We start from the raw sequence: 24,942 nt of genomic DNA, 5'->3' as shown, positions 1-24,942 counted from the left end.
GCGTCGCCGTCGTAGCCGCCCCTTGTTGTACCCACCAGCGCCCGGTTTGTCACATCTGCTAGCAGATGTCACCCAGCGTTTCGGCACCTTTGACGCGCAGTAACGGTACGCCTGGCAGGCCAAACGCGTACACTACAGCCCTTTCGCCGCGAGTGCTAAATCCGCTCGGGAACCGGATTGCCCGCATCGAAGATCGCCTGCCGTACCGGAACCCTTGCGAGCAGGGCGAATCCGATGACGAAGAAGGCCACGAGCGAGATGATCGCGTCGCGATAACTTCCAGTCAGCTGGTAGGTGATCCCGAACAGAAGCGGACCGAGCCAGCTCATACCCCGGTCGCTCATCTCGTACGCCGAGAAGTACTCGGCCTCTTTGCCGGGCGGGACGAGATGGGAGAAGAGGGAGCGGGACAGCGCCTGGCTGCCGCCCAGCACGAGCCCGATCCCGGACGCCAGGACGAAGAACCACACCGGCGCCCCGGCCGGCAGGAAGTACCCGGCCCCCAGCGTCACCGTCCACGCCACCAGCGAGCCGAGGATCGTGCGCTTCGCCCCGTACGTCCGGGCCAGCCGTCCCATCCCCAGCGCACCCGCGACGGCCAGTACCTGAACCAGCAGGACGGCCGCGATGAGTGTGGACTGCCCGAGGCCCAGTTCCTCCGAGCCGTAGACCGAGGCCTGGGAGATCACCGTCTGGATGCCGTCGTTGTAGACGAGGTACGCCAGCAGGAAGGCGAGGGTCAGCGGGTGGCGGCGCATGTGGCGGACGGTGGCCGCGAGCTGGCGGAAGCCCGGAGCGGTCGGCTCCTTCGGGCCGTCGGACCGGCGGTCGCGCAGCCTGCTCAGCGGTACGAGCGTGAAGGCGCCCCACCACAGGCCGGCGGAGGCCAGGCAGATGCGCACGGCCGTGGTCTCGGAGACGCCGAAGCTGTCGTGGGCCAGATAGAGCACCAGATTCGCGACCAGGACCAGCGACCCGGCCGCATACCCGAAGGCCCAGCCGCGGGAGGAGACCGCGTCGCGTTCCTCGGGCGGGGCGATCTGGGGCAGGTAGGAGTTGTAGAGCATCATCCCCACGGACTGCGCCGCGTTCGCGACGATCAGCAGCACACCGCCGAGCAGATAGCGGTCGCCGTCGAGGAAGAAGAGCCCCGTCGTCGCCGCGGCCCCCACATAGGCGGCGGCCCCGAGCAGGGGCTTCTTGCGGCCGCTGCGGTCGGCCGCCGCGCCCACCAGTGGCATCACCAGCACGGCCACGATCACCGACAGGGACACCGAGTACGCGAAGAAGGACCCGGCGCGCACCGGGATCCCCAGCGGATGCACGAACCCGTCCGCGTCCGCCGCCGACTCGGCGACCGACGTCAGATAGGGGCCCAGGAACACGGTGAGCACGCTCGTGGAGTAGACGGAGCAGGCCCAGTCGTAGAAGTACCAGCCGCGTTGCTCGCGCTGCCGGTCGATGACGTCCGTACGCACGGTGTCGGCGCTCACCCGTGCCCTCGCTTCCCCGCTGAAGTGCCGTGCGAAGGCTCGGGGAGGGGCCGTCGGGCGCTCAGGCCCAGACGCCGCGTTCTTCCATGACCTTGCGCAACGTGTCGATGTGATCGGTCATGATGCCATCGACTCCCAGGTCCAGGAGCCGGTGCATGCGATCGGGTTCGTTGATGGTCCACACGTGCACATGCAGACCGCGCGCGTGGGCGGCGCGGACGAAGCGGTGGTCGACGACCTGGATGCCGGACTGGGACTCGGGCACCTGCGCGGCGACCGCGGACCGGCGCAGCGTGGCCGGCACGCCCCAGGAGCGCAGCCGCAGGTTGAGCACACCGCGGGTGCCGTACGACGTCGCCAGGCGAGGTCCGGCCAGCCGCTGGGCGCGGACCACACGCGCCTCGGAGAACGAGCCGGCACAGATCCGGTCCCACGCGCGCGTGCGCTCGATCAGGTCCAGGAAGGGGTGGAGCGAGGACTCCGCCTTGAGGTCGACGTTCCAGCGCACCTCGGGGAAGGTCTCGAGGAGTTCCTCGAACAGCGGCACCGGCTCCTTGCCCGCCACGCGCGCGTGGCTGACGTCCTTCCACGGCAGGTCCGCTATGCGCCCGGCGCCGTCCGTCACGCGGTCCAGGGTCGAGTCGTGGAAGGCGACCAACTTGCCGTCCGCCGTGGTGTGCACATCGGTCTCGATGTAGCGGTAGCCCGCCTCCACCGCCCGCCGGAACTGCAGCACGGTGTTCTCCAGACCGTCCGCGGCCCCGCCCCGGTGAGCGAAGGCGATCGGGCCGGGGTGGTCGAGATAGGGGTGGCGTATCGCTGTGGTCACCGTCGCAGTATTGCGCGCCGGGGTTGCCCTTCGGCAACGACCGTGCTGCCGTCGGATGCCGAGGGGACGTCGAACACCCGGAGGAAGAGCTGGGCGAGCGGGCCGATCGACACCGCGTACAGGACCGTGCCGATGCCGACGGTGCCGCCCAGGGCGAAACCGGTCGCCACGACCGCCACTTCGACCGCCGTCCGCATCAGCCGGATCGAGCGGCCGGTACGGCGGTGCAGTCCGGTCATCAGGCCGTCGCGCGGGCCCGGCCCGAAGCGGGCGGCGATGTAGAGGCCGGTGGCCACGCCGTTGAGCACGATGCCGGCCAGGAGGAGCGGGATGCGTACGGCCGGCAAGTGCACCTCGGGGACCAGGGCGAGCGTGCCGTCCATGGCGATGCCGACCACGAAGACGTTGGAGACCGTGCCGAGGCCCGGGCGCTGGCGCAGCGGGATCCACAGGAGCAGCACCGCCGCGCCCACGATGATCGACACGACGCCGATCGTCAGGCCGGTGAGCTCGGCCAGGCCCTGATGCAGCACGTTCCAGGGCTCGAGACCCAGGCCCGCCTCCACGAGGAGTGCGGAACTCGCGCCGTACAGCGCGAGCCCGATGTAGAGCTGGATCAACCGCCGCCCGAGACGGTCTTTCGTGGCCAAGGGATACCCCCCAGTGGTTGTAGTGGCCTGGTGCATGACACCCTGGGGCGTGGGTGGAAGCATCATCCATGGCCAATTCGCGGAAGGTGGACTGATTTTCATGGCCCAGTGGACCTCGGCGATGGGTGCCGCACAACTCGCCCGGCTGCTCAACTCCCAGCAGGACCGCCCGGCGGGCCCGGGCACCCGCCGTCCGCCCGCCTACCGCGCGCTGGCCGACGGCATTCGCCTGCTGGTGCTGGAGGGCCGCGTCCCGGTGGCCGCCCGGCTGCCCGCCGAACGCGAGCTGGCCCTGTCCCTGTCCGTCAGCCGTACGACGGTCGCGGCGGCCTACGAGGCGCTGCGCACCGAGGGCTTCCTGGAGTCCCGGCGCGGCGCCGGCAGCTGGACGGCCGTACCGGCCGGAAACCCGCTTCCCGCGCGCGGGCTGGAGCCCCTGCCGCCCGAGGCCCTGGGCTCGATGATCGACCTGGGCTGCGCTGCGCTTCCCGCGCCCGAGCCGTGGCTGACCCGCGCCGTCCAGGGCGCCCTGGAGGAACTGCCGCCGTACGCCCACACGCACGGCGACTATCCGGCCGGGCTGCCCGCGCTGCGCTCGATGATCGCCGACCGGTACACCGCGCGCGGGATCCCGACGATGCCCGAGCAGATCATGGTGACCACGGGGGCCATGGGCGCGATCGACGCGATCTGCCACCTCTTCGCCGGCCGCGGCGAGCGCATCGCCGTCGAGTCGCCGTCGTACGCCAACATCCTCCAGCTGATGCGGGAGGCGGGGGCGCGGCTCGTGCCCGTCGCGATGGCCGAGGGGTTGAGCGGCTGGGACATGGACCGCTGGCGGCAGGTGCTGAGGGATGCGGCGCCCCGGATCGCGTACATCGTCGCCGACTTCCACAACCCGACCGGCGCGCTCGCCGGTGAGGACCAGCGGCGGCAGCTCGTGGAGGCGGCCCGGTCGGCGGGGACGGTGCTGATCGCCGACGAGACGATGAGCGAGCTGTGGCTCGACGACACCGTCGAGATGCCGCGGGCGGTCTGCGCCTTCGACCCCGCCGGATCCACCGTCATCACCGTCGGGTCGGCCAGCAAGGCCTTCTGGGCCGGGATGCGCATCGGCTGGGTGCGCGCGGCACCGGACGTGATCCGCAGCCTGGTCGCCGCGCGCGCGTATGCCGATCTGGGCACCCCCGTGCTGGAACAGCTCGCCGTGAACTGGCTGTTCAGCACCGGCGGTTGGGAGCAGGCCGCGGATGTGCGGCGCGGACAGGCCCGGGAGAACCGGGACGCGCTGGTCGCGGCGGTGCGACGGGAGCTGCCCGACTGGGAGTTCGAGGTGCCCGGGGGCGGTCTCACGCTGTGGGTGCGGACCGGAGGGCTGTCGGGCTCGCGGCTCGCCGAGGCGGGGGAGCGGGTCGGGGTGCGGGTGCCTTCGGGGCCGCGGTTCGGGGTCGACGGAGCCTTCGAGGGATATGTACGGCTGCCGTTCACCGTCGGGGGTGCGGTGGCGGACGAGGCGGCGGTGCGGCTGGCCGCGGCGGCGCGATTGGTGGAGAGCGGGGCGTCCGGTGGCGGCGAGACGCCGCGTACGTTCGTGGCGTGACCGCGGGCCGGCGCCGGGGCGTGGGCTCGCTCAGCGGCGCCGACCGGCGGCTATGAGGTCTCGGCGACCGCGGCTTCCATCGGAACCGGCTCCGCCTTTTCCATCGGACCCGGCTCCGCTGCTTCCGGTTGGGCCTCGGTCGGCTCCGCGTCCGCCGGCGTCGTCCGCGGCGGCAGCAGGGCCAGCACCGCCTGGCGGTCGGCCTCGCTCGTGGCGTCGTCGTACGGGTCCGGTGTCGACGGTACCTGGAGCCGGTGGACCGGGCCCGCGCCGAGGCGCGCGTAGCCGCGGCCGGGCGGGACCTGGGGGACCGGCGTGGTGTGCGGGGGCGTTCCCAGGACGGTGGTGAGCTGCTCGTCCGTCGCGGGTCCGAGCACGACACGCGCGCGTGTGTGCTGCCGTACGGCATCGGTCAGGGCGTCCGCGCTGTCGAACTGGTCGGCCACCACCACGGTCACGTTCGCCGCGCGTCCGTGCCGCAGCGGTACCTGCAGCAGGGCCTGCGGGTCCTTGCGGCCGTCCGCGGCCGCGAGGTGGGAGAAGGAGCTCGGGCGGTCCAGGACGATCCACAGGGGCCGCTTGGTGTCCTCGGGCGGCGGATGGCCGGCCTGGCGGGCGCGGTTCATGGCGATCAGACGGCGCTCCGTCTCGGTCGCCGCCCACTCCAGGCTGGCCAGCGCGCCGGTCAGCCCGCATTCGACGGCCAGGACGCCGTCGCGGCCGGTCAGGCAGGCGTACTCGCCGGTGCTGCCGCCCTCGACGATCAGGACGTCGCCGTGCTGGAGCGCCTGCAGGACGACGGAGCGCAGCAGTGTCGAGGTGCCGCTGCCCGGCTGGCCCATGACCAGGAGGTGCGGCTCGGTGGAGCGGATGCCGGTGCGCCAGACGACCGGCGGGACGTCGCGCTGTTCCTCGCCGTGGGTGAGGGGAAGTGTGCGCTGGACCTGGGTGGGGTCGGTGAAGCCGAGGACCGTCTCGCCCGGCGCCGTGACGAAGCGCTGGGCGGCGATGTCCGTGGGCAGCGGGGGCAGCACCGTGACCGTGAGCTCGTTGCCCTCCTCGTCCCACGCGAAGTGGTACTCGCGGCCGCGGCCCGACTTGGCGTGCAGCAGCTGCTCGACCCGGGCACGGGAGTCGGCCTCGCCGTCCGTGAAGTAGGCCGGGTAGCGGATCACGAGGTGGGTGACGCGGCCCGTGGCATCGAACTCGTACGTCGGGAAGACCTTCTCCCACTCGCCGCCGTGTGCGAAGAGGGGTGAGGGGTCCTCGGTGGCCGAGAAGTACGGGACCAGGGCCTCGTACAACGACTGGAGGCGCTGTGTCTGGGATTCGTCGGGCCCCTCGGGTGCCGCGGGTTTGCGGTCCCGGCCGTGCCAGGCTGCCGCCGTCATCAGGGTGATGACGGCGAGCAGCGGTCCGTACGGCAGGAGCGCGACGACCAGGATCACCGAGGCCACCAGGAACAGCAGCGGCCCGCGCCGGTCCTTGGCGGTCTCGGCCCACTTGCGTCGCCCGGCCGCGGCCAGTCGGCGCAGACCACGGGTGACTGTGATCAGCGGGTGGAGGACGTCGGTGGCGCTGTCGGCCGCCGTCCGGGCCAGCTCCCGGCTCCGGGCGATCTGCGCGCTGCCTGTGCTCAGGATGCGGGGGAGGGGGCGCCGGGCCACTGCATTCTCCTGGTGGTGCGTACGGGCGGGAGGGGCGGCGTCAGAACTTGATGCCGCCGAGGAGGCTCGCGAGGCTCTCGCCGCCGGCCTTGATGCTCGGGGCGATGGCCGTGCTCGCCAGGTAGAAGCCGAACAGGGCCGAGACCAGCATGTGCGAGGCCTTCAGGCCGTCCTTGCGGAAGAAGAGGAAGACGATGATGCCGAGAAGGACCACGCCTGAGATGGACAAGATCATTTGAGTTCTCCTGGTTCACGGGGACAGTCACCATGAGTACTTCCAGGATCACAGCATGTATCCATACTATAAAAGGTGCAACTGGGTGAATTTGGGTGCATTTCCCTCGGGCGGTCGAGTGCTCTGGGCCGCCCGAGGCGGACTGTTGCGTCCGACCGGGTCTGTGCTGATCTTTACCTCGGGCGCATCGGGTCATGTGTGGCGCGAGCCAGTACCCTTGCGATTCACCTGAACGGTTGTATGGAGAGGCGGTCCGGCCGATGACTGAAGCCCCCGACCCCGAGGTCGTGGAGCTGGCGACCAAGATCTTCGATCTGGCCCGGCAGGGGCAGACCGAGGCGCTCGTGGCCTACGTCGACGCGGGTGTTCCGGCCGGCCTCACCAACGACCGCGGGGACACGCTCGTGATGCTCGCCGCGTACCACGGGCACGCCGACGCGGTGCGTGCGCTGCTCGCGCGGGGTGCCGAGGCGGGCCATGTCAACGACCGCGGGCAGACGCCGCTCGCCGGCGCCGTCTTCAAGGGTGAGACAGAAGTGATCAGGGCCCTCCTGGAGGGGGGTGCGGATCCGGCCGAGGGGACCCCCTCGGCGGTCGACACGGCCCGGATGTTCGGCAAGACCGAACTGCTCGAGTTGTTCGCAGCACACTGATCCGAATGTTCTGACCAGCAAAAACACGGAAAACGGGGGAGGCGGTACAGGGCCGCCGAAATTTCGGTCGCGGCAGGTCGAAGTGCCGGGTCATCATGACGTCGTGATTCACGGACGCGATGGCTGGGCAGGTGTTGCCGCACCGCGCGGGCCGTGATGCGGTCCGCATGGGCCAATGACGAGAGGCAGAGGAAGATGGCTTACAGCAAGCAGGAAACGGCGGGCGCCCCGACGTGTTGTCACGCGGCCAGGTAATGCACGTCCCCGGTTGCGTCGACGCTTGATGTGAGGCTGTTTCCCATGTTCGATCCGGTCATAGCGCCCAGCGGTACGCTGCTCGGCCTGCTTCAGCGGGGCCGCGGCGACGGCACGCTGCACGCGCTCACCGCCCCGCGCCCCGAGGCGCTCGCGGCGCTGAACCACTGTGTGCTGCGCGACCCCCGCCACGACTGGCAGGTGGAGAACCGCTCGCTGTACTACGCCCGTCTCTACCTCGACCTGAACGGCGAGCTGGACGCGATCGAGGCGCACCTCTTCGACGTCGAGGACGTCTTCGACACCGAGGAGTCGCGCACGGGGCTGGCCCTGGCCGTCCTCGGCCACCTCGCCTCGTACGGCAGGCGGGATGCGCTCGAACTGCTGCGCAGGTACGCCGCGTCCGGCGCCAACTGGGCCTGGGCGCTGGACGAACTGGCGCTGCGCGACGACGACGCCGGCCTGCGGGCCCTCGCGGCCCCCGTGCTGGCTCGTTTCGCCACCGACGCCGAGGGCGAGGCCGAGCTGGCCACCGTCGTCCGTGATTCCTTCGAGCCCCGGCCGTGGCGGCTGTGGGCCGAGGATCCGCGCGAATCGATCGCCACGCGTGTGCGTGCCGCTCAGGAGGCCGGCTGTTTCGACCGCTGGCAGCGGCAGATGCGACCATCCGGGCCCCGTCCGGGGTGGAGCGTGCAGGCCGTGTTCGAGTGGGCCCAACAGGGCGTCGAACGAGGCGCCGCGCTGCACGTCCCGGCCGCCCGCTGCCTCACGGCCGTGGCCGGCCCCGAGGACCGGCCCGAGATCGTGCGGGCCGCCAAGGACGGCACCGACGGAGCCCGCTGCACCGCGCTGCGCTATCTCGCCGACAGCAATGATCCCGATGCCCTCGGCCTGATCGAGGGCGCCGTGGCCACCGGCACACCGGCCGTCGTGGAGGCCGCCGTCGACGCATTCGAACGGATGCGCAGTATCGCCGCCGTCGACCGGGCCCGCGGCTGGGCCCATCGGCCCGATCCGCTGGGCGCCGCCGCCGGCCGCATGCTCGCCTGCCGGGGCGGTGTCGAGGACAAGGACCTGGTCCTGGGCGCATTGCGCGAGGCCGTACGAGGCGAGGGGCCCGACGCCCCGACCCTGTGGACCCTCGTCGACGGCACCGGCCGGCTCGGCATCGCCTGCGCCGCCCCCGTGCTCCGCCATATCTACCGCGAGACCGCCTCCTCCCATCTCCGCGGCCGGGCCGCCCGCGCTCTCGCCGCCACCGATCCCTCCTTCCCCGCAGGCTTCGCCGTCGAGTGCCTCTGGGACTGCGAGGAGACCACCCGCGAGATCGCCGCCCGGCACGCCGAGACCGGTGACGCCCGGGTCGTCGAACAGCTCCGCAGGCTCGCCGCCGATCCGGCCGAGGAAGCCGAGGTGCAGACGGCCGTACGGAGTCGGATCGCACCCGACGGACCAGCCGTTTGAGCCAGCCACGCACGCGTGTACCGGGCGCCGTCACGGCCGCCGGGTGAACAAGGGGTGACCCGCGGGTCAGGCGGTCATGGACACGGTCTGACCTGCTCGGGTGTGCGAAGGAACGCTCACGGGACGTTCATCGTGCGCAAAGATCGACGTTGACGCGGGCACGTCCGGCACGGCGAGAACACCGGTATGCGTGTCGTCATCGTGACCGAATCCTTTCCCCCCGACGTGAACGGCGTGGCCCACTGCGCGCTTCAGACCGCCCGGCACCTCGTAGATCGCGGTCACTCTCCGCTCGTCGTCGCGCCGGCCCCGCCTCCCACCGCCGGCAAACGGCCCGACGCCTCGGCGCCGTGCCCCGTCGTCCGTGTCCCCTCCCTCCCGCTCCCGGGCTACCCCCAGGTCCGCGTCGCGCTGCCCAGCCGGCGCCTCGCCGCGGCGATCGTCGAGCACCGTGCCGACATCGTGCACCTGGCCAGCCCCTTCGTCCTCGGCGTCCGCGGCATGGCCGCCGCCGCCCGGCTCGGCATCCCCGCCGTGGCCGTCTACCAGACCGACCTGGCCGGATACGCCCGCACCTACATGGGCGCCGGCGAGGCAGCCGCCTGGCGGCGCATCCGCTCCGTCCACTCCGCCGCCGACCTCACCCTCGTGCCGTCCAGTGCCTCCATGCGCGACCTGGAGGCCCACGACGTCCCCCGCCTCAAACTGTGGCCGCGCGGCGTCGACACCGTCCGTTTCCGCCCCGACCTGCGCGCCGAGGCACTGCGCCGCGAACTCGCCCCGAACGGCGAGGTGATCGTCGGCTACGTGGGGCGCCTCGCTCCCGAGAAGCACATCGAACTCCTGGCCGGAGTGTGCGGTCTGGAGGGCGTGAAGGTCGTGGTCGTGGGCGACGGCCCGAGCCAGCCGAGCCTGGCCGAGGCGCTGCCCGGCGCGGTCTTCCTCGGCCGCCGCACCGGTGACGACCTGGCCCGGATCTACGCCTCGCTGGACGTCTTCGCCCACACCGGTCCCTTCGAGACCTTCTGCCAGACCGTGCAGGAGGCCATGGCGAGCGGCGTCCCCGTCGTGGCGCCCGCCACCGGAGGCCCTCTCGACCTGGTCGCCCACGGGCGCACCGGGCTGCTGGTCCCGCCGCGGGACGCGGAGGCCGTACGGGACGCCGTGGGTTCCCTAGCCGCCGGCCCCGCGCTGCGGGCCGCCTTCGGCACCGCCGCACGCGCCATGGTCGAGGGCCGCACCTGGGCGGCCGTCGGCGACCAGCTGATCGGGCACTACGGCGACGTGCTCGCCGCGCGCAAGAAGACGGCGGTGGCGGCATGACCTCGCTGCGGATCGTGCGGCTGGCCAACTTCGTCGCGCCCGCGTCCGGCGGCCTGCGCACCGCACTGCGCGAGCTCGGCAAGGGCTACAAGGCGGCCGGACACGACCCGGTGCTGATCGTGCCGGGCGAGCGTGTGGACGACCGCGAGACCGAGCAGGGGCGCGTCATCACCCTGCCCGGGCCGCTGCTGCCCGGCACGGGCGGGTATCGCGTGCTCACCGACAAGCGGCGCGTGTCCCGGCTCCTGGAGGAGCTGGCGCCCGACCGCCTGGAGGTCTCCGACCGCACGACCCTGCGCTGGACCGGCAAGTGGGCACGGCGGGCCCGCGTACCCGCCGTGATGGTCTCCCACGAGACCGCCGACGGCGTCCTGCGCACCTGGGGTCTGTCCGAGGGCATGGCCCGTCGCGCCTCCGACGCCCTCAACGTCCGTACGGCGCACACGTACGCGCGCGTGGTGTGCACCACCGAGTTCGCCGAGCGGGAGTTCGTCCGGATCGGCGCCCGCAATGTCGTACGGGCTCCGCTCGGTGTCGACCTCGTGGAGCGGCACCCCGCGCTGCACGACCCCGGGGTGCGTGCCCGGTACGCGCGCGTGGACGAGGCGCTGCTCGTGACGTGCACCCGGCTGTCCGTGGAGAAGCGGCCCGGCACGGCGCTGGACGCCCTGGAGGCGCTGCTGCGGCGCGGCAGGCGGGCGGTGCTGGTGGTGGCCGGGGACGGGCCGCTGCGCCCGCGGCTGGAGCAGCGGGCGCGCGAGCGCCGGTTGCCGGTCACCTTCCTCGGGCACGTCGCCGACCGCGGCGCGCTCGGTGCGCTCCAGGCCTCCGCCGACGTGTGCCTGGCCCCCGGGCCCGCCGAGACGTTCGGGCTCGCCGCGCTGGAGGCGATGGCCTGCGCGACGCCCGTGGTGGTGAGCACCTCGTCCGCCCTGCCGGAGGTGATCGGGTCCGCCGGGGCCGTCGCGGCGGACCACGGGGACGCCTTCGCGGACGCCGTCGACCTGCTGCTCGCACTCCCCGAGCAGCAGCGGCGCGAGGCGGCACGCGCGCGTGCGGAGTGCTTCGGATGGAGCACGGCCGTCGAGGCGTTCCTCGCCGCGCACGACGCGACGGTACCGGTGCGTCGTTTCGTGCCCGGGGGCGTCGCATGAGATCGGTGCGTTTCGTGGCGCTCGGCGACTCGCTCACCCAGGGCGTGGGCGATCCCGTCGGCGACGGGTGGCGCGGCTGGGCCGCGCTGCTCGCCGACGGGATCGCCGGGCCCGAGGAGTCCGTGGAGTTCACCAACCTCGCCGTCAGCGGGGCGCAGACCCGGGAGGTACTGGAGCTGCAGACGCCGGCCGCGCTCGCCCTGCGGCCGGACGCCGTCTCCGTCGTCATCGGCGTGAACGACACCCTGCGCTGCACCTTCGACATCCACGCCGTGGCCGAACGGCTCGACAAGGTGTACGCCGCCTTCACCGAGCAGGGCGCGGTCCTGCTCACGGCGTGTCTGCCCGACCCCGGCGCGATGCTCGGACTGCCGGGGGCGCTGGCCCGCCCGCTGGCCCGGCGGCAGCGGGCGGTCAACCGGGTGGTCCACGCGCTCTCCGACCGGTACGGGGCCGTCCATCTGCACGCGGCCGAGGGCGGCTGGATCATGGACCGTGCGATGTGGAGCGCGGACCGGCTGCACCCCGGCGAGCGGGGCCACCGGCAGCTTGCGGTGCGCTTCCACGCGCTGCTGGCGGAAGCGGGCCTCGCGAGGGGCACCGCGCCCTCGCCGGAGCCCGAGTTCCCCGTGCCCACCAACTCGGCAAGCCTGTTGTGGCTGGCAACCGCGGGCACCGGCTGGGTGGCCAGGCGCTGCACCGATCTGCTGCCGCAGCTCCTGACGCTCGCCGCCGACGAGATGCGGCACCGCGCGCGGGGCACCAGCGCGCGGCTGGATCTGCGGGCGTCGGCGGCGGTTTCTGCTGCGCTGGCGGCGTTGTCGGTGGGTGAGCAGGCGGACGTGGCGTAGGGGGTGGTGAGGGCTGTTCGGTCGCTGTCGGTGCGCCGTGGTTGATCGCGCAGTTCCCCGCGCCCCTTCAAGGGGCGTCAGGGCCTGCGTACCTCGAGAAAGCGGACCGGCGTGCCCGGTGCCGCCTGGGCGGCGGCCGGGAGGTCCTGTGCGCGGACGACCGCGATCACCGGGTAGCCCCCGGTGGTCGGGTGGTCGGCGAGAAAGACCACTGGTTTGCCGTCCGGGGGGACCTGGACGGCGCCAAGCACCATGCCTTCGCTGGGGAGTTCACCGGGCAGGGCCCTTTCCAGGGAGGGTCCCTCCGTGCGCAGGCCGATGCGGTTGCTCGCGGGTGACACCCGGTACGCGCGCGTGGTGAAGGCGCGCAAGGCCTCCGGCGTGAACCAGTCGTCGCGCGGTCCGAGTGTCACCCGAAGGACCAGCTCGGCCGGTGGCGCCGGCTGCGGGGCGACGTCCACGCTCGCGCGGAGGCTTTCCGGCGTGCCCAGGGGCAGCACCGTGCCGTCCGTCAGCGGGGGAGGGCCGAGGCCGGACAGAAGGTCCGTGGAGCGGCTGCCCAACACCGGGTCGACGGCGACCCCGCCGGAGACGGCCACGTAGCTGCGTACTCCCGAGACGACCGTTCCGACCTCCAGGAGCGCACCGGCGGGCACATGCACCGACGCTCCCCAGGCGACCGGCCGGCCGTCCACCGTGACCGCGCAGGGGGCGCCCCCCACGGCCACCGTGACGGCTGAACGCGGCCGTACGGCACAGCCGTTGACCGTGGTCTCCAGGACGGCCGCCTCGGGCGGGTTGCCGACCAGCCGGTTGACGAGGGCCGCCGCGGGGCCGTCCAGCGCGCCGGAGCGGGGCACGCCCAGGTGCGCGTGCCCGGGGCGTCCGCGGTCCTGCACGGTGGTCAGCGCTCCGGACCGTACGACGACGAGCGCCCGGTCCGTCATGAGAGACCCACCGGGACGAAGCGCACGCGCGTGCCGGGCGACAGCAGCGCGGCCGGCACGCGTGCGTGGTCCCACAGCACGGCGTCCGTGCGCCCGATCAGCTGCCAGCCGCCCGGCGACGAGCGCGGATACACGCCCGTGTACGGCCCCGCCAGCGCAACCGAGCCCGCCGGGACGGCCGTGCGCGGGGTGGCCCGGCGCGGGACGTCGTAGCGGGACGGCAGGCCGGTGAGGTAGCCGAAGCCGGGGGCGAACCCGCAGAAGGCGACGCCGAATTCGGTGTCCGCATGGATGCCCGCCGCCTCGCTTTCGGTCACGCCCCAGTGCGCGGCGACGTCCGCCAGGTCCGGGCCGTCGTAGTGCACCGGGATCTCGATCACGTCACGCGCGCGTGGAGGGGCGGGCGGTACCTCGGAGGCGGTCAGTTCGCCGGCCAGGCGGGCCGGGTCGGCGAGGCCGTCGAGGAGGACGGTGCGGGCCGCGGGGACGATCTCGCGGACCGACAGCTCGCCCTCCGCGCGGCGGCGCAGCAGCTCCGCGTGCAGCGCCTGCGCCTCCTCGCCGGAGGACACCTCGATGAGCAGGGCACCGTCGCCGACGGGCAACGCCCTCATGCGAAGGCCTCCACCCGGACCCCGGACTGCTGCAGGCGTTCCCGCACCAGCCGGGCCAGTTCGACGGCACCCGGTGTGTCCCCGTGCAGGCACAGGGAACGCGCGCGTACCTCGACTCGCTCCCCGGAGTGCGAGTCGACCACTCCGTCGCGGGCCAGGCCCACCGAGCGCTCCACTACCGCCTCCGGGTCGGTGACCACGGCACCGTCGTGGCCACGCGGCACGAGTGTGCCCTCCGGCGTGTACGCGCGGTCCGCGAACGCCTCGGTGACGGGCTGGAGTCCGGCCTTCTCGGCGTACTCCAGCAGCCGTGAGCCGGGCAGACCGAGCACGGGCAGCGTGGCGTCGGCGAGCCGCACACCGTCCACGACCGCGCCGGCCTGCTCCTCGTCGTGCACCACACGGTTGTAGAGCGCGCCGTGCGGCTTGACGTACGACACGCGTGTGCCCGCCGCGCGCGCGAAGACCTCCAACGCGCCGATCTGGTACGCCACTTCGGCGGCGAGCTCGGTGGGCGGCACGTCCATCGCGCGCCGCCCGAACCCCGCCAGGTCCCGGTAGGAGACCTGGGCGCCGATCCGGACGCCGCGCTCGGCCGCGAGCTCGCACACCCGCCGCATCGTGGCCGCGTCCCCGGCGTGGAAGCCGCAGGCCACGTTGGCGCTGGTGACGACGGACAGCAGCCGCTCGTCGTCGGTCAGCCGCCAGCGGCCGAAGCCCTCGCCGAGGTCGGCGTTCAGATCGATCGAGGTCATGGATCCTTCGTTTTCCTCTCAGGCCACGCGGTACTGCTCGTCGCGGGCGTCGGTCAGGAACATCTGCCCCGGTGCGTGCGTGATGGCGAACGGCGGGAGCGAGGCCATCACCGCGGCCTGCGGGGTCACTCCGCAGGCCCAGAACACCGGGATGTCGTCCGGCTCGGCGTCCACCGGATCGCCGAAGTCGGGACGGCCGAGGTCCTCGATGCCGAGCCCCGCGGGATCGCCGCAGTGTACGGGGCTGCCGTGCACCGCCGGGAGCAGGCTGCTCTCCCGGATCGCCGCCGCCAGGTGCTCCGGTGGCACCGGCCGCATGGACACCACCATCGGACCGTGCAGCCGCCCCGCGGGGCGGCACTGACGGCTGGTCACGTACATCGGGACGTTGCGGCCCTGCTCGACGTGGCGGATCGGGACGCCCGCCCCGGCCAGCGCCCACTCGAAGGTGAAGCTGCAGCCGATCAGGAACGACACCAGGTCCTCGCGCCAGTGCGCGCGTACGTCCGTCGGTTCGTCCACCAACTCGCCGTCCTGCCACACCCGGTAGCGCGGCAGGTCGGTGCGCAGGTCCGCGCCGTCGGCGAGGACCGTCGTGACGGAGCCGGCGTCCGTGACGTCGAGCACCGGACAGGGCTTGGGGTTGCGCTGGCAGAACAGCAGCATGTCGTACGCCCAGTCGGCGGGCACCGAGATCAGGTTGACCTGGGTGTGGCCGGCCGCGACCCCGGCGGTGGGCCCGGCGAGCCCGTCCCGGAAGCGGGCCCGGGCGGTTTTCGGGCTCCACGCGTGCGCGTGCTCGTCGACGACGGTCAGGGGGCGGTCCTCCGTACGGTTCACGCGAGTTCCTTCCCGCGCGTCTCCGGCAGCCCCAGCAGCGCCAGGGCCGCGATGCCGTAGCCGATCGCGCCGAACACCAGCGCTCCGCCCACGCCCCAGCTGTCGGCCAGGAAGCCGACCGTCGTGGGGAAGACGGCGCCCACGGCGCGCCCGGTGTTGTAGGTGAAGCCCTGGCCCGTGCCCCGCACGGCCGTCGGGTACAGCTCGCTCAGGAAGGAGCCGAAGCCGCTGAAGATCGCCGACATGCAGAAGCCCAGCGGGAAACCGAGCACCAGGAGCAGGGTGTTGGCGCCGCTCGGGATGTTCGCGTACGCCAGGATGCATGCCGCCGACAGCAGGGCGAACAGCCAGATGTTGCGCTTGCGGCCGAGCCGGTCGGTGAGATAGCCGCCGGTGAGATAGCCGAGGAAGGCGCCGGAGATCAGGAACGTCAGGTAGGCGCCGGTGCCGACGACCGACAGGCCGCGCTCGGTCTTCAGGTACGTCGGCACCCAGGTGGCGAGCGTGTAGTAGCCGCCCTGGACGCCGGTGGACAGCAGTCCGGCGAAGATCGTCGTACGCAGCAGGCCGGGCTTGAAGATCGCCGTGAACGAGCCCTTCTGCGTGCTCTGTTCGCGTACGGCGGCCGCCTCCGGTGCGTCCTGCACCCGGCGTCGCATCCAGACCACCAGCAGGGCCGGCAGCGCGCCGGTCCAGAACATGATGCGCCAGGCCAGGTCGTCGCCGGCGAAGGAGAAGACCAGGGTGTAGACGATCGCGGCCAGGGCCCAGCCCACCGCCCACGAACTCTGGATCGCGCCGAGGGTACGGCCCCGGTGCTTGGCGCTCGCGTACTCGGCGACCAGGATCGCGCCGACCGCCCACTCGCCGCCGAAACCGAGGCCCTGGAGGGCCCGGAAGACCAGCAGGGTCTCGTAGTTGGGCGCGAAGCCGCAGGCCACGGTGAAGACCGCGTAGGTGATCACCGTGATCATCAGCGCCCTGACGCGGCCGAACCGGTCCGCCACAACTCCCGCCAGGGCGCCGCCGATCGCGGAGACCACGAGCGTGACGGTCGTGAAGAGGCCGGTCTGGCCGCTGTCCAGGCCGAAGTACGCGGCCAGCGCGACCATGCTCAGGGGCAGTGTGAAGTAGTCGTACGAGTCCAGGGCATAGCCGCCGAACGCGCCGGCGAAGGCGCGGCGGCCACGCGGGCCGAGGGCGCGCAGCCAGCCCAACGCGCCGTCGTGGTCGGTGAGTTCACCTGTTCGTGGGTCGGCGGTCAGGGCCTGCGGCTGAGGGGTCGTGCTCATGGGCACCTCGCAGAGGGAGGACGGAGGGTGCTTGAGAAGTGAGCCGTGCCGTGCGGGAGCGGTACGGCACCGCGGTGAGTGAGGCGGTGCCGTGCGTAGCAAGGTAGAGGATCGTTGAACGATCCTTCAATACCCATGTTGATGTGTTCTTGTATCTGCGATTGAATTCCGGGCATGGCAGAGCAGCTGACAGGACTGGCCGACGACCGTGCTCTCCTGGGGCGCACCAGCACCGCGGAACGCGTCTCGGACATCCTCAGGGGCCGGATCGCCGAGGGCTTCTTCCCACCCGGCACGCGGCTGTCGGAGGACAGCATCGGCGGTGCTCTCGGGGTCTCCCGCAACACGCTGCGCGAGGCGTTCCGGCTGCTCACGCACGAACGTCTGCTCGTCCACGAGCTGAACCGGGGCGTGTTCGTCCGGGTCCTGACCGTCGAGGACGTCGAGGACATCTACCGCACCCGCGGCCTCGTCGAGTGCGCCGTCGTACGGGGCCTCGGCGAGCCGCCGTACGGCCTGGACGCGCTCGCCGGGGTCGTCGAGGAGGGGCAGCGGGCCGCGCACGAAGGTGACTGGAAAGCAGTGGGTACCGCCAACATCCACTTCCACCGGGAACTGGTGGCCCTCGCCGGCAGCGCCCGCACCGACGAACTGATGCGCAGCGTCTTCGCCGAACTCCGCCTGGCCTTCCACGTCGTGGACGACCCACGCCGCCTGCACGAGCCGTACCTCGCCCGCAACCGGCAGATCCTGCAGGCGCTGGAGGCGGGCGACCGGACCGAGGCCGAGAAGCTGCTCGAGGTCTACCTCGAGGACTCGCTGGAGCGGGTCGTCGAGGTGTACCGGCGGCGGGTCGGCGAGGACGGGTAGCGGGACGGAGGAGTGCCGGCTCCATCGGTGTGACAACTGTGACGCCTGTGCCCATCTCCGTCGTTTGGGTCGTTGTCAGACCGAGGACCTAGTCTGTGCACCGTGACTTCGCCTGCATCGACGGACCGTGTTCCGCCCCAGCTCAGCGCGGGGCCGCGCCCCGCACCGGGCCCGGCCGCCGACGAGGGGCTGGCGCGGCGCCTGCGCGCGCTCGCCTGCACGGCGCCGCTGCACGACCTCGATGCCCGCAAGGCCAACCTCGCGGGCGAGTACTCGGTCTACGGCATGGCGGAGGTGGCCCTCTCGGCCATCGACCTGGTCACCCTGAACATGGACTTCGACACGGGCGCCGACCACGACCAGATAGTCGCCCGGCTCATCCCGCGCATCGCCGCCCAGGCCCCGCAGCGGCCCGTCTCCGAGCACGAGCGCGTGGCCCGCTGGGTGCTGGAGAACCTGATCAACGTCGGCAGCGTCGACCGCGGCTTCCGGGCCGTGTACGGCACGTTCACGACCGACGGCAGCTACGTTCGCCGTGACTACGACTTCAAGCTGATCGAGGAGGTGCCGGGCCCCGGCGGCACCGTCTACCTCCGTACGACGGACGAGGCGGTCAACGTCCTGGTCGGCGCGCTGGACACGGACGTCACCAGCGCGCAGATCGCCGCCGAGGTCAAGCTGGAGGTCCTGATCAACCGGGGCCGCCTCGCCGACGCCCAGCTCGCGGCCGAGCAGGCCCGCTACCGCACCGTGCAGTACTCGGAGACCCTGCGCAGAGCCCTGGACGCGACCCGGCGCAACGTCCGGGCGGTGGACTGGCTCAACTCCGTGCCCGACATGATCGCCGAGGCGCTGGACCACGTGGCCGACCGCTACCGCCACGAGAACGCGATCCTCACCAACATCCGCAAGGCGCGCGACGAGACCGAGGACGCCGAGCACAAGCGGCGCGCCGCCGAGCTGGTGGACATCGTCAAGGACTGCATCCGCAGGCACACGCAGTTGCAGTCCCGGCTGCTGGAGGCCGGGCCGCTGTTCCGCGCCGAGCAGGACCGGCAGGCCTTCGCCACGCCCATGGCGTCGTCGGGGATAGACCTGTACGGGCATCTGGTCGCCCCTGTGCTGCCGCTGCCACTGGAGCAGGCCGTCCGCGTCACGGACGCCTTCTTCGCGCGCGGGACCGGGTTGCGTACGCCGGTGTCGGTGCGGGTGAGCGACCTGGTCGACGTCCTGCTGACGCCGCCCGTGGAGCGGGAGCACCTGGGCGCGGAGATGCCGGAGCCGGATCTGATCGCGACGCCGGACGACAGCCGGTTCAGCGAGGAGCAGTTGGCGGCGGCGACGGAGTTGCTCGATCTGCCGGCCGATGCGCCGCGGCGGTTGTCGGGCCTGTTGGCGGAGGCTCGGCGTCAGGACCCCGATCTGCCTTACCTGGTGGCCCTGTTGGCGGTCCACGCCGCAAGTCCGGCCGTCGGAACCGCCTACCGCCAGGGCGAGGAGAAGCTGCTGTTCGCCGTGGACGACGGGACGGAGCTGGACGACCCGGAGTTCGGCGGGGCCGACCTGATCGTGGGGACCGCGCTGCTGGATGCGGCGGGGATGGCAGCGGATCGGACGGAAGCAGCATGAGCAGGCAGCAGCGCGACAAGGAGCCCAAGCCGTGACCGAGCACGTCGAGTGGAGTGAGCCGGAGACCGCAGCCGCGCCCGTCACCGCCGCCGTCACGCCCGCCGACGCCGCCGACGCGGCGCGGCTCGTCGCGTTCGGGCTGCAGCCCAAGCTGCAGCCCGCGCGCGACCAGGAGTACGCGGAACTGCTGCGCCGCTACCGCGAGGACCCGCCGTTTGCGCGACTCGCGGACGCCGTGGCCGCCGGGCTCGGGCTGGTCGTGCTGGAGGTGTCCCCGCGCGCGGGGATGGCCGTGACGGCCGCCGAGGACTCCGTGTTCGCCGTCCGCATGGGCGACTACGCGCGTCGTACGTCCGCCGACGGCGGCGACCGGTTCCTGCACGGACTGGCCCATCTCGCCGTCGCCGCCATGGCGTTCCCGCGCCCCGAGGACCTGGCCGACGACGGCTACATCGGGCGCGTGACGGTCAACGGCGTCGACGCCTTCGTACGGCAGGCCTGCCGACGCCTGGAGGAGCGCGCCGAGGCGCACGGCGACAACACCGACCCGGCCACCGAGGCACCCGGCCTGGAGGCCGCCTGGCGGATCTGGGCCAGACGCAGCGCGACCGGTGCCACCAAGGACGCGCGCAGACTCGCCGGTTCGACGACGGGCATCGTCGGCAAGGCCGCCGTGTTCCTCACCGACTCCGGGTTCCTGCAGCGCACCGGCGACGACAACGGCGGCACTTACCGGACGACGGCCCGCTACCAGCTCCAGGTGCGGGACATGGCGGGCAGCGCCGCGATGGCCGAACTGCTGGAGCTCGGCGTCGTCCCGATGACCGACGGGACGCCGACGCTGGTGCCCGCCGAGGACACCGACGACCTGGAGCTGGCCGCCGACGCCGGGTTGCCGTTCCACTCGCCGTCCCGCCCCTGAACTTCCCCGACCTGTCGAAGACTTACGAGAGTCCGCCATGTACGAGCTGTCCCGGGTCCGCCTCTACTCCATCGGTCCCGCCGGTGCACGCTACGCCGACACCGTGCTTGACCTGCGGGGTGTCGGCGAGCCCGTGCCCGACCCCGCGCCCACCCAGGCGGAGTTCTTCGAGGAGGAGCCCGTCGGCCCGCCGCGCCGCCCCGCGCCCGCCGGCGTGCTCTTCCTGGAGAACGGCGGCGGCAAGTCGGTTCTGCTGAAGCTCATCTTCTCGGTGATGCTGCCGGGCCACCGCAACACCCTCGGCGGCGCCAGCTCCGGCGTGCTGCGCAAGTTCCTGCTCGCGGACGACTGCGGGCACGTCGCCCTGGAGTGGCAGCACACGCTGACCGGCGAATGCGTCGTGGTCGGCAAGGTCAGCGAGTGGCGGGGGCGTCAAGTCTCCAACGACCCGCGGAAGTTCGCCGAGGCCTGGTACTCCTTCCGGCCCGGGCCGGGGCTGTCCCTCGACAACTTGCCCGTCGCCGAGGCCACTTCCGTACGGCCGCCCGTCGAGGGCCAGTCCGGCGCGCAGGGCCGCCGTCGCACCATGAAGGGTTTCCGGGACGCCATCACCGAGGCGGGCAAGGCCTATCCGCACCTGGAGGTGCACTGGGAGGAGATCCACGACCGCTGGATCGAGCACCTCGGCGACCTCGGCCTCGACCCCGAACTCTTCCGCTACCAGCGGGAGATGAACGCCGACGAGGGCGAGGCCGCCGGCCTCTTCGCGGTCAAGAAGGACTCCGACTTCACCGACCTGCTGCTGCGCGCCGTGACCGACACCCGGGACACCGACGGGCTCGCGGACCTGGTCAGCGGCTTCGGCAACAAGCTGGGGCGCCGGGCCGAGCTCATCGCCGAACGGGACTTCACCGCCGGGTCGGTGGACCTGCTCGGGCGCATCGTCGAGGCCGCCGAGGCACGCGCGCGTGCGCGTGACATCCACGCCGGCGCCGAGCGCCGTACCCGCACGCTGGCCCGCCGGCTGTCCGCACGGGGCGTGCAGGAGCGGGTACGGGCCGCCGACCTCGCCCAGCGTGTCACCGCGGCCGCCTACGCGGTCACCCACTCCGAGGCCGGACGTGAGCGCAGTGCACTGATCGCGGCCGAACTCGCCTACCGGAACGCCTCGTTGGCGCTCGCCGTGACCGAGAAGTCCGCAGCAGCCCAGAAGCGCGAACTCGCGGACGCGCGCACCCTGCACTCCGCCTGGCAGGCGGCCGAGGCCGTACTGCGCCACCGCGCCGCCGCCGACCGCGTCGCGCGCGTGGCCGCCGCGATCCAGGTGGCCGAACGGGACGCGGCTCCCGCGCTCGCCGCCCGGGCCAAGGCCGCCGTGGATCTCGTACGGGCGCTGCACGCGGCCGCGGGGAGTGCGGAGGCCCTCGCCAACGAGGAGGAGGAGCGGTCCGCAGCGCTCCAGGAGGTCGGCGAGGCCGCCTACCGGGACTCGACCGCCGCCGCCACGGAGGCGCAGCGGGCCCGCAGCGAGGTCGGCCATCTGCGGCAGCGCCTCACCGAGGTCGAGCAGGAGACCGCCGAGGCGGTACGGGCCGGCTGGCTCGACGACAGCGCGCCCGACGCCGACCCGGCCCGCGCCGCCCTCGCGGCCAGCGACGCCGAGAAGACGGCGGTCGCCGCCTGGGACACGGCGCGCGAGGCCTCGCGCAAGGCCACGGAGCACGCGCGCGAGGCTGCCTCGACGGAGGCCCGCGCGGAGCTGACGGCGGCCCGCGCGGCGGACGCGGCGACGGCGACCCAGCGGTCCTACGAGGCCGAGCACCGCATCGCCGAGGCGCTGGCGGGGGAGGAGCGGCTGGCGGAACTGCTGAGCGTCTCCGGCAGTGACACCCGGCCCGCGGTGCCGCACCCCCGGCACGAGGAAGGCACCGACCAAGCCGCCCTCACTCCGGAGGAACTCGACCGCTTCGCCGACGAACTGCGCGAGCTCCTCGACGACTGCGTCTCCTCCGCCGAGCGGCAGCTCTTCGAACTGCGCACGGATGCGGCCGACGACGCCCGGATCCTCGGCGCGCTCGGTGACGGCGGACTGCTGCCCCCCGGCCCGGACGTGCTGGCCACCGTGGAGTTCCTGGGCGAGCACGGCATCCCGGCGCTGCCCGGCTGGCGCTACCTCGCCCAGGCCGTCGACCCGGCCGACCACGCGCGCGTGCTGGCCGCCCGCCCGGAGCTGGTCGACGGCGTGATCATCACCGACCCCGAGACGCACGCGCGGGCCCGCGACGCGCTCAGCGACGCCGCCCTCCTGCCGCGGTCCGCCGTGGCCGTCGGGACGGCCGCCGCCCTGCTCGCACCCACTCCTGCCGACGACCCGGGCGACGGCAACGTCTTCCTCGTGCCGCCCAACCCCGCCATGCACGACGAGCACGCCGCCGACGAGGAACGCCAGGCGCTGCGCGCGCGGGCGACCGAGCGCGACGAGGAGATCCGGACGCTCGCCGCACGCCTCGGCAAGGACCGGGAGCTCGCGGCGCGCCTCGCCTCCTGGCGCACCGGCTGCCCCGCGGGGCGGCTCGTCGAGCTCGCCCAGGCCGCCCACGACAGCCAGGCCTTCGCCGAGGAGTCGGAGGCCGAGCTGGCCGAGGCGCGTGCGGTGCGGGCCGAGGCCGACGAGGCCGCCGCCGAGGCGTCGCAGGTGCGCGAGGAGCGACAGGAAGCGGCGCAGAAGGCCCGGCGCGCGGCCGACGCCCTCGCCGGGCTCGCCTTCCGGCTGCGCGAGCGGGCCGGCTGGCAGGTCAAACTGCGCGAACTGGCCGACGAGGGCGCCGAGTCGGAGGCCCGCGCCCAGGCCTGTCTGGAGCGCGCCCGCGCCGCAGACGAGGACCGGCGCGCCGCCCAGCGCGCCGCCGACGACGCCCGGCGCACCGCCCGGGCGCTGCGCGCCGAACGCGCGGAGATCGCGGGCGCCCCCGACGACGTACCGGAGGACGACACGACGGCTTCGAAGTCGTCGCTGCCCGCCCTCCGCGAGGCCTACCGCGCTGCCTCCCAGGTGTACGAGAAGGTCGGTGTCGGCGCCGACCTGCGCGCCGAGCAGGCCCGAGCGGAGAGCGACGAGAGCGCCGCCCGCGCCGAGCTGGACCGGCTCAGCAACAAGGTCCGCACCCGTGCGGAGCAGCTGCTGCAGTCGCCGGACGGCTCCGACGGGCCGTCCCGGCAGGCGGCCGCCGCCCGGGCCGAGGAGCTGGTGCAGCTCCTGGAGACCCGGATGTCGACCGCGAGTGAGCAACTCGGGCGGTTGCGCGGCGAGGCCGAGCGACACGCCCCCGATGACGGCGAGGCGCACACCGAACTGCCCGAGGAACTCGAACCGCGCGACGCCGAGCACGCCCAGGCGCTGCTGCGCACCGCGACGGCCGAACTGGCCTCCCGCACCGAGGCGTTGAACCAGGCCCGGGAGGCGCACGCCGAGCTCCTCGACGCCCACCGCGCGGCCGAGGACGCGGCCGGTGGCTTCGACGAGATCGCCGCGATGCTGCGCGACCTGCTGCGCGAACACGCCATGGAGGAGGAGCCGGAGGAGCCGGAGCCGTACCCCGGCAGCCTTGAGGAGGCCCGGCAGTCCGCCGCGGAGGCCCGCCGGTCACTGCGCGGCTGCGCCGCCGACCTGTCCGCCGCCGAGGCCGCCGTGCGCGAGGCGAGCGACGTGCTCGTACGGCACGCCAACTCCACGCGCTACGAGCAGGTCCGCACCCCCGCACGTCAGCAGATCCGCGAACTGCCCGCCTCCGCCCTGCCCGAGCACGCACAGAAGTGGGCCGACGCGTTCGCGCCCCGACTCCGCGTTCTCACTGATGAGTTGGCACAGCTGGAGCGGAACAGGGACTCCATCGTGGACCGGCTGCGCGGACTGGTGGAGTCGGCGCTGGCGACCCTGCGGTCCGCCCAGCGGCTGTCCCGGCTGCCCGAGGGGCTCGGCGAGTGGTCCGGGCAGGAGTTCCTGCGCATCCGCTTCGACGAGCCCGACCAGGCCACGCTCACCGAGCGGCTCGGCGAGGTCATCGACGAGGCCACCAGGGCGGCCGTGAAGAAGAACTCCGACCTGCGACGTGACGGCATGTCCCTGCTGCTGCGGGGCGTGGGCGCGGCACTGCAGCCCAAGGGCGTCGCCGTCGAGATCCTCAAGCCGGACGCCGTGCTGCGCGCCGAGCGCGTGCCCGTCGGACAGATGGGCGACGTGTTCTCCGGTGGCCAGCTGCTCACCGCCGCCATCGCCCTGTACTGCACGATGGCCGCGCTGCGCTCGAACGACCGCGGCCGCGACAAGCACCGGCACGCCGGCACGCTGTTCCTCGACAACCCCATCGGCCGCGCCAACGCCACCTACCTGCTGGAGCTGCAGCGCGCCGTGTCCGACGCGCTCGGCGTCCAACTCCTGTACACCACCGGCCTGTTCGATACGACCGCACTGGCCGAGTTCCCGCTGGTCATCCGGCTGCGCAACGACGCCGACCTGCGGGCCGGGCTGAAGTACATCAGCGTCGAGGAACACCTGCGTCCGGGTCTGCCGCGGGAGGCCGCTGTCGCGGAGGCCGGGCACAGCGAGATCACTGCAACTCGGATGTTCAAGCGCCCGGCGCCCAGCACTCCGTAGCCCGCCCGCAGCGCCGCAACTGTCGCAGTCCGGCGCCCCCTTGGGGCGCCGGCACTCAGGAGTGCGACAACCGGCCGGTTCCGCCCTGCCGGCGTATCCGCTCCTGGGCCCGCTCGGTGGCCCTCGCCTGACGTCGGGCCCTGCGCCGCTCGCGGGGCCGGGGCCGGGCGGGGGGGGGCGGGGCCCCCACCCCCCCCGGGGGCGGGGGGGCAACCACGGGGGGGGACCCCCCCACCAAGGGGCCC

20 protein-coding genes are annotated in these 24,942 nt (G+C 73.0%); 10 read left to right on the top strand and 10 right to left on the bottom strand.

The window, feature by feature from the left end; translation table 11 throughout:
- Positions 1 to 155 precede the first annotated feature (155 nt).
- From ABZ880_RS09105 to ABZ880_RS09095, 3 genes are all read right to left on the bottom strand, one after another.
- A complete protein-coding gene (locus tag ABZ880_RS09105) occupies positions 156 to 1,493 on the bottom strand; it encodes an MFS transporter (protein ID WP_361259308.1) in 1,338 nt (445 codons plus the stop codon).
- A 61-nt stretch (positions 1,494 to 1,554) separates the two neighbouring features.
- Positions 1,555 to 2,322, bottom strand: coding sequence for a glycerophosphodiester phosphodiesterase (locus ABZ880_RS09100; RefSeq protein WP_361259305.1), 768 nt, complete (start codon positions 2,320 to 2,322; stop codon positions 1,555 to 1,557).
- Positions 2,319 to 3,008 (bottom strand): hypothetical protein, encoded by a 690-nt coding sequence (locus ABZ880_RS09095; RefSeq protein ID WP_361259302.1) that lies wholly within the window; start codon positions 3,006 to 3,008, stop codon positions 2,319 to 2,321. Before ABZ880_RS09095 ends, ABZ880_RS09100 begins: the two co-directional genes overlap by 4 nt.
- Positions 3,009 to 3,072: 64 nt before the next feature.
- Here ABZ880_RS09095 and ABZ880_RS09090 point away from each other — a divergent pair, with 64 nt between their 5' ends.
- Positions 3,073 to 4,572, top strand: coding sequence for a PLP-dependent aminotransferase family protein (locus ABZ880_RS09090; RefSeq protein ID WP_361259299.1), 1,500 nt, complete (start codon positions 3,073 to 3,075; stop codon positions 4,570 to 4,572).
- Between the two features lie 50 nt (positions 4,573 to 4,622).
- Here ABZ880_RS09090 and ABZ880_RS09085 read toward each other — a convergent pair whose 3' ends face one another.
- The gene (locus ABZ880_RS09085; RefSeq protein ID WP_361259296.1) at positions 4,623 to 6,239 is read right to left on the bottom strand and encodes a hypothetical protein; all 1,617 of its coding nucleotides are present in this window, start codon (positions 6,237 to 6,239) and stop codon (positions 4,623 to 4,625) included.
- A 40-nt stretch (positions 6,240 to 6,279) separates the two neighbouring features.
- Entirely contained in the window at positions 6,280 to 6,474 is a 195-nt protein-coding gene (locus ABZ880_RS09080; protein ID WP_099934012.1) for a hypothetical protein, read from the bottom strand.
- Between the two features lie 260 nt (positions 6,475 to 6,734).
- On the opposite strand from ABZ880_RS09080, the gene ABZ880_RS09075 reads away from it, so the two are divergent.
- The 5 genes from ABZ880_RS09075 to ABZ880_RS09055 all read left to right on the top strand — a co-directional run bounded on the left by ABZ880_RS09075 (position 6,735) and on the right by ABZ880_RS09055 (position 12,174).
- Entirely contained in the window at positions 6,735 to 7,127 is a 393-nt protein-coding gene (locus tag ABZ880_RS09075; protein WP_361259292.1) for an ankyrin repeat domain-containing protein, read from the top strand.
- A 300-nt stretch (positions 7,128 to 7,427) separates the two neighbouring features.
- Positions 7,428 to 8,846: a HEAT repeat domain-containing protein gene (locus ABZ880_RS09070; RefSeq protein ID WP_361259289.1), complete on the top strand. Its 1,419-nt coding sequence runs from the start codon at positions 7,428 to 7,430 to the stop codon at positions 8,844 to 8,846.
- 186 nt (positions 8,847 to 9,032) lie between these two features.
- A complete protein-coding gene (locus ABZ880_RS09065; RefSeq protein WP_361259286.1) occupies positions 9,033 to 10,169 on the top strand; it encodes a glycosyltransferase family 1 protein in 1,137 nt (378 codons plus the stop codon).
- Positions 10,166 to 11,323 carry a glycosyltransferase gene (locus tag ABZ880_RS09060; protein ID WP_361259283.1) on the top strand — a complete coding sequence of 386 codons (1,158 nt, stop codon included), beginning with the start codon at positions 10,166 to 10,168 and terminating at the stop codon, positions 11,321 to 11,323. Before ABZ880_RS09065 ends, ABZ880_RS09060 begins: the two co-directional genes overlap by 4 nt.
- The gene (locus tag ABZ880_RS09055; protein ID WP_361259280.1) at positions 11,320 to 12,174 is read left to right on the top strand and encodes an SGNH/GDSL hydrolase family protein; all 855 of its coding nucleotides are present in this window, start codon (positions 11,320 to 11,322) and stop codon (positions 12,172 to 12,174) included. The genes ABZ880_RS09060 and ABZ880_RS09055 overlap by 4 nt, the downstream gene beginning before the upstream one ends.
- 77 nt (positions 12,175 to 12,251) lie before the next feature.
- Here the strand turns inward: ABZ880_RS09055 and ABZ880_RS09050 are convergent, their stop codons facing one another.
- From ABZ880_RS09050 to ABZ880_RS09030, 5 genes are read right to left on the bottom strand one after another with little or no spacing between them, the layout of a single operon-like run.
- Positions 12,252 to 13,121 carry a biotin-dependent carboxyltransferase family protein gene (locus ABZ880_RS09050; RefSeq protein WP_361259277.1) on the bottom strand — a complete coding sequence of 290 codons (870 nt, stop codon included), beginning with the start codon at positions 13,119 to 13,121 and terminating at the stop codon, positions 12,252 to 12,254.
- Positions 13,118 to 13,735: a 5-oxoprolinase subunit PxpB gene (gene pxpB / locus ABZ880_RS09045; protein ID WP_361259274.1), complete on the bottom strand. Its 618-nt coding sequence runs from the start codon at positions 13,733 to 13,735 to the stop codon at positions 13,118 to 13,120. The genes ABZ880_RS09050 and pxpB overlap by 4 nt, the downstream gene beginning before the upstream one ends.
- Positions 13,732 to 14,490 (bottom strand): 5-oxoprolinase subunit PxpA, encoded by a 759-nt coding sequence (locus ABZ880_RS09040; RefSeq protein ID WP_361259271.1) that lies wholly within the window; start codon positions 14,488 to 14,490, stop codon positions 13,732 to 13,734. Before ABZ880_RS09040 ends, pxpB begins: the two co-directional genes overlap by 4 nt.
- A gap of 18 nt (positions 14,491 to 14,508) precedes the next feature.
- A complete protein-coding gene (locus ABZ880_RS09035; RefSeq protein WP_361259268.1) occupies positions 14,509 to 15,330 on the bottom strand; it encodes a putative hydro-lyase in 822 nt (273 codons plus the stop codon).
- Entirely contained in the window at positions 15,327 to 16,622 is a 1,296-nt protein-coding gene (locus ABZ880_RS09030; protein ID WP_361259265.1) for an MFS transporter, read from the bottom strand. Before ABZ880_RS09030 ends, ABZ880_RS09035 begins: the two co-directional genes overlap by 4 nt.
- 174 nt (positions 16,623 to 16,796) lie before the next feature.
- On the opposite strand from ABZ880_RS09030, the gene ABZ880_RS09025 reads away from it, so the two are divergent.
- From ABZ880_RS09025 to ABZ880_RS09010, 4 genes are all read left to right on the top strand, one after another.
- The gene (locus ABZ880_RS09025) at positions 16,797 to 17,492 is read left to right on the top strand and encodes a GntR family transcriptional regulator (RefSeq protein WP_361259262.1); all 696 of its coding nucleotides are present in this window, start codon (positions 16,797 to 16,799) and stop codon (positions 17,490 to 17,492) included.
- A 102-nt stretch (positions 17,493 to 17,594) separates the two neighbouring features.
- Positions 17,595 to 19,121: a hypothetical protein gene (locus tag ABZ880_RS09020; RefSeq protein WP_361259259.1), complete on the top strand. Its 1,527-nt coding sequence runs from the start codon at positions 17,595 to 17,597 to the stop codon at positions 19,119 to 19,121.
- Between the two features lie 31 nt (positions 19,122 to 19,152).
- Positions 19,153 to 20,043 carry a hypothetical protein gene (locus ABZ880_RS09015; protein ID WP_361259256.1) on the top strand — a complete coding sequence of 297 codons (891 nt, stop codon included), beginning with the start codon at positions 19,153 to 19,155 and terminating at the stop codon, positions 20,041 to 20,043.
- Between the two features lie 37 nt (positions 20,044 to 20,080).
- Positions 20,081 to 24,697, top strand: a complete 4,617-nt coding sequence (locus ABZ880_RS09010; RefSeq protein ID WP_361259253.1) for a hypothetical protein — start codon at positions 20,081 to 20,083, stop codon at positions 24,695 to 24,697.
- The last annotated feature ends 245 nt before the right edge of the window (positions 24,698 to 24,942 follow it).

The organism is Streptomyces sp. NPDC047043 (assembly GCF_040644055.1).
Lineage (GTDB): Bacteria > Actinomycetota > Actinomycetes > Streptomycetales > Streptomycetaceae > Streptomyces.
This window is presented reverse-complemented; position numbering and strand designations above follow the sequence as displayed.